This window comes from Buttiauxella sp. AC038, assembly GCF_979253565.1.
The window spans coordinates 4,735,951-4,749,748 of sequence record NZ_CEEDCQ010000001.1; the positions used below are offsets into that span (position 1 = coordinate 4,735,951).

A 13,798-nucleotide genomic window follows, 5' to 3' on the forward strand; every position below is an offset into this window, starting at 1 on the left:
ACCACATCAACCAGGCGAAAGCCTGAATTTGTTGAATTCACTAACAGAAGAGAAACAGGGAGGATAAAGGAGGTGGTGCTGATAGGCAGATTCGAACTGCCGACCTCACCCTTACCAAGGGTGCGCTCTACCAACTGAGCTATATCAGCACATCTGGAGCGGGCAGTGGGAATCGAACCCACATCATCAGCTTGGAAGGCTGAGGTAATAGCCATTATACGATGCCCGCATCTCTGGAACTCGGCTACCTGCTTGAATTCTGTATAGAGCCTGAGGAGAGGCTCCTCAGTATTCGAGTCGACTTGTTGGATCTCGTCGCCTCGGGCTACGCATAGCGTGGCCTGAAAATGGTGGTGGGGGAAGGATTCGAACCTTCGAAGTCGATGACGGCAGATTTACAGTCTGCTCCCTTTGGCCGCTCGGGAACCCCACCAAGCACTTGATGGTGCCGACTACCGGAATCGAACTGGTGACCTACTGATTACAAGTCAGTTGCTCTACCTACTGAGCTAAGTCGGCATCAAGTAGCGCGCATTCTAGGAAGAGCAGCGCTTTGATGCAACAAAAAAATTAAAGAAAATGCACTACCGCTTATATTTTGCGCAATGGCTCGTAAAAATGATGAATTAAACGGCATTTCGGACTGATTTTGTACATCAAAGACTGTGATGATTTATAAAAAATAGCGTTCTTGTGCTCTTCTACTACATGCATTCCTTACAAAGCAGCTTCTTTTAGTGCTATGCCACTGTTCTAATCTCTCTTCATTTACTTTAGAAGGATGGATTCACTCACTACTACTGCTTTTAGACACCTTCATTACTTGGTTGCAATGTCAGCCCAGCATCATCAGCCGTAAACTTAAGCATTTATACGGTGCATAACGAATTAACGCCGCGCTACAACGTGATACCTTCCTCTGAAAGCATCACCACTTTCTTTTTTCTTATTATTATCCCTCATCTGGTGTTACCCTCCTGCCCATTGTGAAAAGTAATATACGTTGCACGCCTTTGATTACCTGAGATGGGTCCCCTTTTCTCAGTCTGCGTACTACGTTCATTTTTGTCCTGAATTACAGGCAGAAGCATGCTTATGAGTAATAAAGAGCAAATGTTGACGACTCCTTATATGCAGTTCAACCGCAACCAGTGGGCAGCCTTGCGCGACTCAGTACCGATGACACTGACCGAAGGTGAAATCGCTCGGTTGAAAGGTATCAATGAGGATCTCTCGTTAGAAGAAGTGGCTGAAATTTACCTGCCACTCTCACGCCTATTGAATTTTTATATCAGTTCAAACCTGCGTCGGCAGGCTGTATTAGAGCAATTTTTAGGCACTAATGGACAGCGTATTCCGTACGTCATTAGTATTGCCGGTAGTGTCGCTGTAGGTAAAAGTACAACTGCTCGCGTGTTACAAGCCTTACTTAGCCGCTGGCCTGAACACCGCAGCGTAGAGTTGATTACTACTGATGGGTTTCTACATCCGAATAACGTGTTGAAAGAACGCAATCTGATGAAGAAAAAAGGATTCCCACAATCCTATGATATGCATCGTTTGGTGAAATTCGTTTCCGATATTAAATCTGGGGTGCCAAATGTGACGGCTCCGGTTTACTCTCACCTTATTTATGATGTCATACCTGATGGCGATAAAACGGTTGCTCAGCCTGATATTCTAATTCTTGAAGGATTAAATGTTTTGCAGAGTGGTATGGATTATCCCCACGATCCGCATCATGTATTTGTATCGGATTTTGTTGATTTCTCTATATATGTCGATGCCCCCGAAGATCTACTGCAAGATTGGTATATCACGCGGTTCCTGAAGTTCCGTGAGGGTGCATTTACCGATCCAGACTCTTATTTTCATAGTTACGCGAAGCTTCCAGAAGATGAAGCTGTGAATGTTGCACTGCAACTTTGGAAAGAGATCAACTGGCTGAATTTAAAAGAAAATATCCTACCTACCCGCGAGCGTGCCAGCTTAATCATGACGAAAAGTGCAAATCATGAAGTGGACTGTGTAAGACTCAGAAAATAGATAATGGGGGATTTAATCCCCCATTATCATTAATTTGCCCCACGCAGTGATATTTCTCCACCAACCCATGGTTTAATAACGCCATCTTGTTCTAACAGCAAGCCGCCTTGTTCATTAATTCCTCGTGAAATACCATGAATTTCTTTGTCGCCAATAATTAACTTCACTTGGCGATTAATAAAGTTATCGAGCAATTCCCAACGTGGAAGGAATGGTATTAAACCTTCATCTTCGAATAAATATAATGCCTTACGTAGTTCTTTTATTATTCTAATGGCCAGTGCATTGCGGTCTATATTAATTCCAGCTTCCTGGAGATTAATCCAGCTTTGATTAATCACGTCAGTTGCCACATTGCGCATCGCAAGATTGATACCTGCACCGATAACAATTTGTGCCGCATCACCTGTTTTCCCAGTTAACTCAACAAGAATGCCGGCAAGCTTGCGATCATTGAGATAGAGATCATTTGGCCACTTAACTCGGACATCTTCAGCACCTAATTCACGCAGCACTTCTGCCATCACAATTCCGATGACAAGGCTTAGGCCGACCGCAGCTGCGGGACCTTGTTCGAGTCGCCAGAACATAGAAAGATAAAGATTAGCCCCAAAAGGTGAAAACCATTGCCGACCACGACGCCCGCGACCGGCTTGTTGATATTCAGCAATACACGCATCACCGGACTGAAGTGATTCAATACGATCGAGTAAATATTGGTTAGTCGAATCAATGACAGGTAATACCGCAACTGAGCCTGTTTCAATTTGCGATTTTATCAGTTCTTCATTCAGTAACTGGATAGGGTCCGGAAGGCTATAGCCTTTCCCTGGGACGGTAAAAACATCAACTCCCCAGTCTCTCAGAGTTTGAATGTGCTTATTTATGGCCGCACGACTCATGCCGAGCTGCTCGCCTAATTGCTCACCAGAATGAAACTCGCCATCGGCCAGGATACTAATTAGCGTGAGTGGGACTGTATTATCTTTCATGCAATTGTCTCCACTGCACTAACTTCACCACATGTTCCGATGAAACGGACTTCTGGCTCCAGCCACACATTAAATTTCTCCCCAACACGCTGACGAACAAGGTGCGCTAAACCCACAACATCCAGACTTGAAGCACCACTCTCATTTATCAATACCAAAGCTTGTTGTTGATGCACTGTCGCCCCACCTACCTTGTAGCCTTTCAACTGGCACTGATCGATTAACCAACCTGCCGCCAGTTTTATTGATCCGTCTGGCTGAGGATAATGTGGAATGTTAGTGAAAGCCGCAAGTAGTACAGAAGCCTGTTCGGCATCAACGACTGGATTCTTGAAAAAGCTCCCCGCATTGCCATTAACACGTGGATCAGGAAGTTTTGTCATGCGCATATGGCAAACTGCATCAAATACTTCCTGAGGGGTGACATTTTCAGCATCAAGACGGGCTAAGTCACCATAACTTAATACCGGCTGCCATTGTTTTGGCAAACGTAATCCCACGGCAATGATTGCATAGTGGCTCTGATATTCATGCTTAAAAATACTGTCACGATAGCCAAACTGGCACTGTGAATTATCCAGGCGATGAATCTCACCGCTGATTAAATCAATACAATCAACGTAATGGCAGACGTTTTTAAGCTCAACACCATACGCGCCAATATTTTGAATCGGTGAAGATCCGGCGCATCCCGGAATTAAAGCCAGGTTTTCAAGCCCCGGCATTCCTTGCTGTAAGGTATTTTCAACCAGATGATGCCAGTTTTCACCTGCACCAACATGCAGATGCCATGCATCATTTTCTTCCGTCACTTCTATACCTGAAATACGGTTGATAATTACAGTTCCGGAATAATCCTCAAGAAAGAGAACGTTACTCCCCTCGCCCAGAATCAACACTGGCATATTTGCTGCCACTGCTTCACTCCAGGCATCCTTTAATTGTTCCACGGTTTCAGCAATGACAATACGCGAAGCATTAGCCTGAATACCGAATGTATTGAAAGGTTTAAGAGAAGTGCTCATGTTGGGTATCTTTCCTGAGTTTAAACCCGGTTAGTTTACCTTATATGGCGGGGGTTGGCTTGCTCAGAGGCGGATATGAAAGGTGATCGCGTAAATTACAGACAGCAAAAAGCCCTGTACGTCAGTACAGGGCTTTCCACTTATTTGGAGCCTGGCAGTTCCCTACTCTCGCATGGGGAGACCCCACACTACCATCGGCGCTACGGCGTTTCACTTCTGAGTTCGGCATGGGGTCAGGTGGGACCACCGCGCTAGTGCCGCCAGGCATATTCTGTTTCATCAACCGTCATGCTTTCACACAACCATCGACTTAAAATCTCGGTTCAAGCTGAAAATCAAATGCTTAGTCTCTCAACCAAAACACCTTCGGTGTTGTAAGGTTAAGCCTCACGGATCATTAGTACTGGTTAGCTCAACGTATCGCTACGCTTACACACCCAGCCTATCAACGTCGTAGTCTTCAACGTTCCTTCAGGGGAATCAAGTTCCCAGGGAGAATTCATCTCGGGGCAAGTTTCGCGCTTAGATGCTTTCAGCGCTTATCTTTTCCGCATTTAGCTACCGGGCAATGCCATTGGCATGACAACCCGAACACCAGTGATGCGTCCACTCCGGTCCTCTCGTACTAGGAGCAGCCCCCCTCAATTCTCCAGCGCCCACGGCAGATAGGGACCGAACTGTCTCACGACGTTCTAAACCCAGCTCGCGTACCACTTTAAATGGCGAACAGCCATACCCTTGGGACCTACTTCAGCCCCAGGATGTGATGAGCCGACATCGAGGTGCCAAACACCGCCGTCGATATGAACTCTTGGGCGGTATCAGCCTGTTATCCCCGGAGTACCTTTTATCCGTTGAGCGATGGCCCTTCCATTCAGAACCACCGGATCACTAAGACCTGCTTTCGCACCTGCTCGAGCCGTCACTCTCGCAGTCAAGCTAGCTTATGCCTTTGCACTAACCTCACGATGTCCGACCGTGATTAGCTAACCTTCGTGCTCCTCCGTTACGCTTTAGGAGGAGACCGCCCCAGTCAAACTACCCACCAGACACTGTCCGCAACCCCGATTAGGGGTCTACGTTAGAACACCAGCCATTAAAGGGTGGTATTTCAAGGTTGGCTCCACAAGAACTGGCGTCCTCGCTTCAAAGCCTCCCACCTATCCTACACATCAAGGACCAGTGTTCAGTGTCAAGCTATAGTAAAGGTTCACGGGGTCTTTCCGTCTTGCCGCGGGTACACTGCATCTTCACAGCGATTTCAATTTCACTGAGTCTCGGGTGGAGACAGCCTGGCCATCATTACGCCATTCGTGCAGGTCGGAACTTACCCGACAAGGAATTTCGCTACCTTAGGACCGTTATAGTTACGGCCGCCGTTTACCGGGGCTTCGATCAAGAGCTTCAGCTTGCGCTTAACCCCATCAATTAACCTTCCGGCACCGGGCAGGCGTCACACCGTATACGTCCACTTTCGTGTTTGCACAGTGCTGTGTTTTTAATAAACAGTTGCAGCCAGCTGGTATCTTCGACTGCCTTCAGCTCCATCCGCGAGGGACTTCACCTACCGACAGCGTGCCTTCTCCCGAAGTTACGGCACCATTTTGCCTAGTTCCTTCACCCGAGTTCTCTCAAGCGCCTTGGTATTCTCTACCTGACCACCTGTGTCGGTTTGGGGTACGATTTGATGTGACCTGATGCTTAGAGGCTTTTCCTGGAAGTGCGGCATTTGTTACTTCAGTACCGTAGTACCTCGTCATCACACCTCAGCGTTAGATAAGAGTCCGGATTTACCTAAACTCTCCGCCTACATGCTTAAACCGGGACAACCGTCGCCCGGCTAACATAGCCCTCTCCGTCCCCCCTTCGCAGTCACACCGAGTACAGGAATATTAACCTGTTTCCCATCGACTACGCCTTTCGGCCTCGCCTTAGGGGTCGACTCACCCTGCCCCGATTAACGTTGGACAGGAACCCTTGGTCTTCCGGCGAGCGGGTTTTTCACCCGCTTTATCGTTACTTATGTCAGCATTCGCACTTCTGATACCTCCACCTACCCTCACAGGTAAGCTTCGACGGCTTACAGAACGCTCCCCTACCCAACAACGCATAAGCGTCGCTGCCGCAGCTTCGGTGCATGGTTTAGCCCCGTTACATCTTCCGCGCAGGCCGACTCGACCAGTGAGCTATTACGCTTTCTTTAAATGATGGCTGCTTCTAAGCCAACATCCTGGCTGTCTGTGCCTTCCCACATCGTTTCCCACTTAACCATGACTTTGGGACCTTAGCTGGCGGTCTGGGTTGTTTCCCTCTTCACGACGGACGTTAGCACCCGCCGTGTGTCTCCCGTGATAACATTCTTCGGTATTCGTAGTTTGCATCGGGTTGGTAAGCCGGGATGGCCCCCTAGCCGAAACAGTGCTCTACCCCCGAAGATGAGTTCACGAGGCGCTACCTAAATAGCTTTCGGGGAGAACCAGCTATCTCCCGGTTTGATTGGCCTTTCACCCCCAGCCACAAGTCATCCGCTAATTTTTCAACATTAGTCGGTTCGGTCCTCCAGTTAGTGTTACCCAACCTTCAACCTGCCCATGGCTAGATCACCGGGTTTCGGGTCTATACCCTGCAACTTAACGCCCAGTTAAGACTCGGTTTCCCTGCGGCTCCCCTATACGGTTAACCTTGCTACAGAATATAAGTCGCTGACCCATTATACAAAAGGTACGCAGTCACCCCATAAAAGAGGCTCCCACTGCTTGTACGTACACGGTTTCAGGTTCTGTTTCACTCCCCTCACCGGGGTTCTTTTCGCCTTTCCCTCACGGTACTTGTTCGCTATCGGTCAGTCAGGAGTATTTAGCCTTGGAGGATGGTCCCCCCATATTCAGACAGGATACCACGTGTCCCGCCCTACTCTTCGAGTTCACAGCAAGTGCATTTTTGTGTACGGGAGTATCACCCTGTACCCTGCGACTTTCCAGACGCTTCCACTAATGCACAAACTGATTCAGACTCTGGGCTGTTCCCCGTTCGCTCGCCGCTACTGGGGGAATCTCGGTTGATTTCTTTTCCTCGAGGTACTTAGATGTTTCAGTTCCCTCGGTTCGCTTCGTTAAGCTATGTATTCACTTAACGATAGTGCAACGAATTGCACTGGGTTTCCCCATTCGGAAATCGTCGGTTATAACGGTTCATATCACCTTACCGACGCTTATCGCAGATTAGCACGTCCTTCATCGCCTCTGACTGCCAGGGCATCCACCGTGTACGCTTAGTCGCTTAACCTCACAACCCGAAGATGTCTCGTAAGACACAATCGATGATGTGAAAATTTGAGAGACTCGAACACACTTCTATTCCTTTCTTATTACGGAAAAAGGAAACAGTGTGTCGTTTCAATTTTCAGCTTGTTCCGGATTTTTAAAGAGCAATATCTCAAACGTGACTCGAAAGTCAGTTTTGAGATATTCGGTGATAATGTCTTTCACACATTATCGGAGATGGCGTCCCCAAGGGGATTCGAACCCCTGTTACAGCCGTGAAAGGGCAGTGTCCTAGGCCTCTAGACGATGGGGACACGAATAATCCTGATAACAGGATATCGCTTGCTCATTTACTTCTATCAGACAATCTGTGTGAGCACTACGCCGGTTTGTATCTATTAGGTAAGGAGGTGATCCAACCGCAGGTTCCCCTACGGTTACCTTGTTACGACTTCACCCCAGTCATGAATCACAAAGTGGTAAGCGCCCTCCCGAAGGTTAAGCTACCTACTTCTTTTGCAACCCACTCCCATGGTGTGACGGGCGGTGTGTACAAGGCCCGGGAACGTATTCACCGTAGCATTCTGATCTACGATTACTAGCGATTCCGACTTCACGGAGTCGAGTTGCAGACTCCGATCCGGACTACGACGCACTTTATGAGGTCCGCTTGCTCTCGCGAGGTCGCTTCTCTTTGTATGCGCCATTGTAGCACGTGTGTAGCCCTACTCGTAAGGGCCATGATGACTTGACGTCATCCCCACCTTCCTCCAGTTTATCACTGGCAGTCTCCTTTGAGTTCCCGGCCGAACCGCTGGCAACAAAGGATAAGGGTTGCGCTCGTTGCGGGACTTAACCCAACATTTCACAACACGAGCTGACGACAGCCATGCAGCACCTGTCTCACAGTTCCCGAAGGCACTAAGGCATCTCTGCCGAATTCTGTGGATGTCAAGAGTAGGTAAGGTTCTTCGCGTTGCATCGAATTAAACCACATGCTCCACCGCTTGTGCGGGCCCCCGTCAATTCATTTGAGTTTTAACCTTGCGGCCGTACTCCCCAGGCGGTCGACTTAACGCGTTAGCTCCGGAAGCCACTCCTCAAGGGAACAACCTCCAAGTCGACATCGTTTACGGCGTGGACTACCAGGGTATCTAATCCTGTTTGCTCCCCACGCTTTCGCACCTGAGCGTCAGTCTTTGTCCAGGGGGCCGCCTTCGCCACCGGTATTCCTCCAGATCTCTACGCATTTCACCGCTACACCTGGAATTCTACCCCCTCTACAAGACTCTAGCTTGCCAGTTTCGAATGCAGTTCCCAGGTTGAGCCCGGGGATTTCACATCCGACTTGACAAACCGCCTGCGTGCGCTTTACGCCCAGTAATTCCGATTAACGCTTGCACCCTCCGTATTACCGCGGCTGCTGGCACGGAGTTAGCCGGTGCTTCTTCTGCGAGTAACGTCAATCACTGTGGTTATTAACCACAATGCCTTCCTCCTCGCTGAAAGTACTTTACAACCCGAAGGCCTTCTTCATACACGCGGCATGGCTGCATCAGGCTTGCGCCCATTGTGCAATATTCCCCACTGCTGCCTCCCGTAGGAGTCTGGACCGTGTCTCAGTTCCAGTGTGGCTGGTCATCCTCTCAGACCAGCTAGGGATCGTCGCCTAGGTGAGCCATTACCTCACCTACTAGCTAATCCCATCTGGGCACATCTGATGGCAAGAGGCCCGAAGGTCCCCCTCTTTGGTCCGAAGACGTTATGCGGTATTAGCTACCGTTTCCAGTAGTTATCCCCCTCCATCAGGCAGTTTCCCAGACATTACTCACCCGTCCGCCGCTCGTCACCCAGGAGCAAGCTCCCTGTGCTACCGCTCGACTTGCATGTGTTAGGCCTGCCGCCAGCGTTCAATCTGAGCCATGATCAAACTCTTCAATTAAAAGCTTGATTTGCTTCAACTCGTGAAGCGGTGCTCAAAAATTAACTTTCGTAATAATTCAACTAAATGAATTACTGCTTGGTCACTCTTCAAGACTTGATATTTTTTTTGATACCCGGAGGTATCTGAGATATCAATCCTGCGAGTGCCCACACAGATTGTCTGATAAATTGTTAAAGAGCAGTGAGTTAGGCGCTTTCGCTTGCTAACTCGAGGTGGCGTATATTACGCTTTCCTCTTTCAGAGTCAAGCGTTTATTTTCGCTTTTCATCTGGCTGACGGGCCGGTTTGTAAGCCGTTGTGCCGTGTCAGTGGAGGCGCAGTATAGGGATTTTCTGGAAGCTGACAAGTGTTTATTGCAAATTAATGACTGAGCGCATCTTTTTTCATCAAACCGGGTATTTTGGACACTATTTGATGTTTAAGCGAGCAATCTCGCGGGCGAAACGCGTCACCTGAGGCCAATCTGTATAAACAACTTCTTTGCTAATATCCGTTTCACCGCCTGTCATCTTCATAATCAAACGAATCATCATGCGATCGTACCAGCTATAACGCGGGTAACGCAGCGCACCAGCAAACACTGCACAGTGTTTTGGCTGCCACGGCGAGGTAAGTAAGAACTTACGCGTATAAGAGTTGGTTTGTGGAGAACGCTTCTCTGGTTTGCGTGCAACCAGGTTTACGGAAAAGAAAGCGCTTGGGATGTTGTTCAGCACTTGCTGATGCTTCTTCACAAACGCCGCAACTGATGAATGAAAGTGTCCGTACCGAATAGACGCGCCAATAACGACGCGCTCATAGTTATCCCAGGCAATATCTTTGGTGCGATGCAGATTAACCACATCGCTCTCTACGCCCAGCTCTTTCAGTTCAGATGCTATATAAGAAGCAATCTCGCGAGTTTGACCATCACGGGTCGAAAACAGAATCAAAGTTCTCACTGCAGGCTCCGGTTACTCTCGCCAGAAAGTTGGCGTGAACAGTACGAGTAAGGTAAACACTTCAAGACGACCAAACAGCATGTTGGCAATCAGTATCCATTTTGCCACTGGGTTCATGCTGGCAAAGTTGTCTGCCACAACACCCAACCCTGGGCCAAGGTTATTTAATGTTGCTGCGACGGAAGCAAAGGCCGAGAAGTCATCCACACCAGTCGCGATGATGGCGAGCATGCTGACGATAAAGACCAGTGCATAAGCAGAGAAGAATCCCCATACCGCTTCAAGGATACGTTCCGGTAACGCACGGTTCCCAAGCTTAATGCTATACACCGCATTTGGGTGCACCAGGCGTTTAAGCTCGCGGTTACCCTGCTTGAATAACAGCAGGATACGAATGACCTTGAGGCCACCCCCGTTGAACCAGCACAACCCCCTATAAAAGCAGAGCATAGCAACAGCACAGGCAAGAACAGAGGCCAGCGTGCAATACTGTCTGTAGTAAATCCCGCAGTTGTCGCCATTGAGACAACCTGGAAGAATGCCTGATTCAGCGTTAAGAGTGCCGTCTGGTAAGTATTATGGAACCACAATACCAGGGTGCAAATAGCTACCAGCGTCAGTTGCACGCCAATGAACATGCGGAACTCAGGGTCGCGCCAATAGACTTTTAAATTACGCCCGCTTAATAAAGAGAAGTGCAGGCCATAGTTACAACCGGAGATCAGTAAGAAGATGGCAATAATAGTGTTAATCGTTGGGCTATCGAAATAGCCGATACTGGCGTCATGAGTGGAAAAACCACCAATAGCTATAGTCGCAAAGCTGTGGCCTATTGCATCAAACGCAGGCATGCCCGCAAACCAAAGCGCCAGGGCGCATGCAATGGTTAACAAGACATAGATGAGCCACAGCGTTTTTGCGGTATCGGCGATACGCGGGCGCATTTTGTTATCTTTAAGCGGCCCCGGCATTTCAGCGCGATATAACTGCATCCCGCCGACGCCCAGAATAGGCAAAATAGCGACGGCGAGCACAATGATCCCCATGCCGCCAAACCATTGCAGCATTTGCCGATAAAACAAGATGGCATGAGGCAGCGTATCCAGGCCGACGAGCGTTGTCGCACCGGTCGTGGTTAAGCCTGAGAACGATTCAAAGAACGCATCGGTTACCGTTAGATTAGGCTGTTCCGCAAAAATAAAGGGCAACGCCCCCACACTCCCCAGCACCGTCCAGAACAATACGACGATCAGGAACCCTTCTCGAGGTTTGAGCTCGCTTTTCTGTCGCCTGTTAGGCCACCACAAAAAAGAACCAATGAGTAACGCTGCGAAGAAAGTCTGGGTGAAAGCACGGCCAGCACCATCGCGATAAATTAAAGCTACCAACCCTGGGATAATCATGGTCACGGAAAAAAGAATAACTAACAGACCAACGATTCGGGTTATGGCGCGAAAATGCATTTCAGCCGCTTCCTTAACTATCAAAAAATAACGAGAGGGAATTATTATTCAGCCGGCAATAAATGCAATGCACCGCGGCTAAAATCAGAAAGTCTGACTGAAAAGTCAGCGAATTTTGCTTGTGGCAATGCCACACGTAATAATACAGATGCTTGAAAATCACTTTGCATCACAATGCCGTCGTACTGCTTGAGCAGAGTTTCAATTCCCGCAAGCTGCGCGTAGTCACATTGCAAAGTATATTCTGTTAACGGAACTTTGAGCACCGTAGGCAACTGGTTTAATGCCGCCTGCACACCGCCGCCATAGGCTTTCACCAAACCGCCTGTTCCGAGTTTGATTCCGCCAGAGTAGCGCACCACTACAGCGGTAATTTCACCAACACCGCTTCCCATCAGTTGGGCAAGCATTGGCTTACCGGCAGTTCCTGCTGGCTCGCCATCATCAGAAAACCCCAGTTGCTGCGAGTCATCCGGCGCACCAGCCACCCAGGCCCAGCAATGATGCCGGGCATCCGGGTGTTCTGAGCGTATTTTTTCAAGAAACGCTTTTGCTTCTATTACACCAGCCGTATGAGCGACCAGTGTAATAAAGCGGCTTTTCTTGATTTCCTCACTGACCGTAACGGGTCCAGCTGGGATCAGCCAACTATCCATTACGCCAGTTTCAGATCGCGTGTCATATTTTCAATACTGTTTTCATGAACAATCACATTGTCTTCAATGCGAACGCCGCCGAAAGGTTTCATGGCTTCTATACGCTGCCAATCAAAGTGCTTGCTGTACTGCCCTTCGCGCCATGGTGCGAGCAAAGACTCAATAAAGTAAATACCCGGCTCAATAGTCAGAACCATACGCGGCTCGAGTACACGAGTGCAGCGCAGGTAGGGATATTGAGACGGCGCGGCAAGGTGAGTCCCCGCATCATCTTGCATAAAGCCAGCCACATCATGGACCTGCAAGCCCAGCGGGTGACCAAGGCCATGCGGCATAAATGGCCCGGTAATTCCAGTTTCAACCATTGCTTCTTCGCTAATGCCCGTTACTAGCTTATGGCGGTTCAGCAGCTTCGCAATACGTTGATGGAACTGAATATGGTAATCGGTGTAACGCACGCCCGCTTTCAGGGTGTCAATTAACGCGAGTTGCTCGGCGTTAACATCTTTCACCAGTTGAGCATAATCGTTATCACTTTTTGCCGACCAGGTACGCGTCAAATCAGCAGCGTAGCCGTTGTATTCCGCACCCGCATCTAACAGGAAGCTGCGCATTTCTGCAGGTGCGCGGTTATCAAGTTTTGTGTAATGCAGCACCGCCGCGTGCTCGTTGAGCGCCACAATGTTGCCGTATGGCACATCGGTATCGCGATGCCCGGTTGCGGTCAGATAAGCCTGGTTGATATCAAACTCACTCATTCCAGACAAGAATGCTTCGTGAGCCGCCTGATGGCCAACCACCGCCGTTTTCTGTGCTTCACGCATACATGCCATTTCATAATCAGTTTTATAAGCACGATGGTAATGCAGATAATCAATCACCCCTTTCGGGTTGATGTTAGCGCCCTGAATTTCAAGCTGAACTGCACGTTCTGGCACCGGGCCAATATAGCCAATATTCCCACGCGCGGCAGGCAACTGGCTGCCAATTCCGTCAGCTTTAGGCAGTGCAATGACATCAATTTCGTCAGTCCAGAAGGATTCTGGCAACGGTTCAACGTTGTGCCAGTAATCAACCGGCAGGTAGAACCAGAGTTTTGGTTTGTTGACACCATCCACCAGCAGCCAACAGTTTGGCACTTGTGTCACCGGAACCCAGGCTTTGAATTGTGGGTTAACTTTGAACGGATATGGATGATCATCGAGGAAGACGTTGACTAGCTCGCCCGAGTGAATCAACAGCGCGTCGAGATTAAAACGCGCCAGAACATTGCGGGTACGTTCCTGCAAAGTTGCCACATGATCTTTATAAAGTGAGGCCAGTGAATCCATGATTTACCCTTCTGTTTTTTTCATAAACTGAACGCCACGCATCTTAGCACACCGTAAAGTTTGCGAACTTATTTCCAGTGGCTGTGATCATCTTTGCAAATATTTAAAGAGTTATTTGCATTTCATTAACATCAAT

The 13,798-nt window shown here is 48.8% G+C and carries 6 protein-coding genes, 5 tRNA genes, 3 rRNA genes and 1 pseudogene; 1 reads left to right on the forward strand and 14 read right to left on the reverse strand.

All coding sequences use genetic code 11. The features are described from left to right. Positions 1-73: 73 nt before the first annotated feature. The 4 genes from AC0IXI_RS22370 to AC0IXI_RS22385 all read right to left on the reverse strand — a co-directional run bounded on the left by AC0IXI_RS22370 (position 74) and on the right by AC0IXI_RS22385 (position 519). Positions 74-149 (reverse strand) — tRNA-Thr (locus AC0IXI_RS22370). Between the two features lie 5 nt (positions 150-154). Further along, positions 155-229, reverse strand: a tRNA-Gly gene (locus tag AC0IXI_RS22375). A 119-nt stretch (positions 230-348) separates the two neighbouring features. Beyond that, positions 349-433, reverse strand: a tRNA-Tyr gene (locus tag AC0IXI_RS22380). 10 nt (positions 434-443) lie between these two features. Next, positions 444-519: transfer RNA gene (locus tag AC0IXI_RS22385), tRNA-Thr, on the reverse strand. A 576-nt stretch (positions 520-1,095) separates the two neighbouring features. Between AC0IXI_RS22385 and coaA the strand changes: the two genes are divergently transcribed. After that, complete coding sequence (coaA, locus tag AC0IXI_RS22390) at positions 1,096-2,046, forward strand: type I pantothenate kinase (protein WP_064515269.1); 951 nt, start codon at positions 1,096-1,098, stop codon at positions 2,044-2,046. Positions 2,047-2,075: 29 nt separating this feature from the next. Here coaA and birA read toward each other — a convergent pair whose 3' ends face one another. The 10 genes and pseudogenes from birA to pepQ all read right to left on the reverse strand — a co-directional run bounded on the left by birA (position 2,076) and on the right by pepQ (position 13,662). Next, positions 2,076-3,038 (reverse strand): bifunctional biotin--[acetyl-CoA-carboxylase] ligase/biotin operon repressor BirA, encoded by a 963-nt coding sequence (gene birA, locus AC0IXI_RS22395; protein ID WP_064515267.1) that lies wholly within the window; start codon positions 3,036-3,038, stop codon positions 2,076-2,078. Further along, on the reverse strand, positions 3,035-4,063 hold the full coding sequence (gene murB / locus AC0IXI_RS22400) for a UDP-N-acetylmuramate dehydrogenase (protein WP_422569541.1): 1,029 nt from the start codon (positions 4,061-4,063) through the stop codon (positions 3,035-3,037). The genes birA and murB overlap by 4 nt, the downstream gene beginning before the upstream one ends. Positions 4,064-4,212: 149 nt before the next feature. Then, positions 4,213-4,328 (reverse strand): 5S ribosomal RNA (gene rrf, locus AC0IXI_RS22405). 111 nt (positions 4,329-4,439) lie between these two features. Further along, a 23S ribosomal RNA gene (locus tag AC0IXI_RS22410) occupies positions 4,440-7,348 on the reverse strand. A gap of 216 nt (positions 7,349-7,564) precedes the next feature. Further along, positions 7,565-7,640: transfer RNA gene (locus tag AC0IXI_RS22415), tRNA-Glu, on the reverse strand. Positions 7,641-7,729: 89 nt separating this feature from the next. Further along, positions 7,730-9,268, reverse strand: a 16S ribosomal RNA gene (locus AC0IXI_RS22420). The 16S, 23S and 5S rRNA genes sit together here with 1 tRNA gene alongside, the layout of an rRNA operon. A gap of 410 nt (positions 9,269-9,678) precedes the next feature. Then, the gene (hemG, locus tag AC0IXI_RS22425) at positions 9,679-10,212 is read right to left on the reverse strand and encodes a menaquinone-dependent protoporphyrinogen IX dehydrogenase (protein WP_232866842.1); all 534 of its coding nucleotides are present in this window, start codon (positions 10,210-10,212) and stop codon (positions 9,679-9,681) included. A gap of 12 nt (positions 10,213-10,224) precedes the next feature. Next, positions 10,225-11,675: pseudogene (trkH, locus tag AC0IXI_RS22430) on the reverse strand (Trk system potassium transporter TrkH). 44 nt (positions 11,676-11,719) lie between these two features. After that, on the reverse strand, positions 11,720-12,331 hold the full coding sequence (locus AC0IXI_RS22435; RefSeq protein ID WP_471683132.1) for an IMPACT family protein: 612 nt from the start codon (positions 12,329-12,331) through the stop codon (positions 11,720-11,722). Further along, positions 12,331-13,662 (reverse strand): Xaa-Pro dipeptidase, encoded by a 1,332-nt coding sequence (gene pepQ / locus AC0IXI_RS22440; protein ID WP_471683133.1) that lies wholly within the window; start codon positions 13,660-13,662, stop codon positions 12,331-12,333. The genes AC0IXI_RS22435 and pepQ overlap by 1 nt, the downstream gene beginning before the upstream one ends. Between the last annotated feature and the right edge of the window lie 136 nt (positions 13,663-13,798).

Excerpts from the sequence above, each read along its gene's own strand:
- coaA (WP_064515269.1), top strand. The coding sequence starts at position 1,096 with ATGAGTAATAAAGAGCAAATGTTGACGACTCCTTATATGCAGTTCAAC.
- AC0IXI_RS22435 (WP_471683132.1), bottom strand. The coding sequence starts at position 12,331 with ATGGATAGTTGGCTGATCCCAGCTGGACCCGTTACGGTCAGTGAGGAA.
- birA (WP_064515267.1), bottom strand. The coding sequence starts at position 3,038 with ATGAAAGATAATACAGTCCCACTCACGCTAATTAGTATCCTGGCCGAT.
- murB (WP_422569541.1), bottom strand. The coding sequence starts at position 4,063 with ATGAGCACTTCTCTTAAACCTTTCAATACATTCGGTATTCAGGCTAAT.
- pepQ (WP_471683133.1), bottom strand. The coding sequence starts at position 13,662 with ATGGATTCACTGGCCTCACTTTATAAAGATCATGTGGCAACTTTGCAG.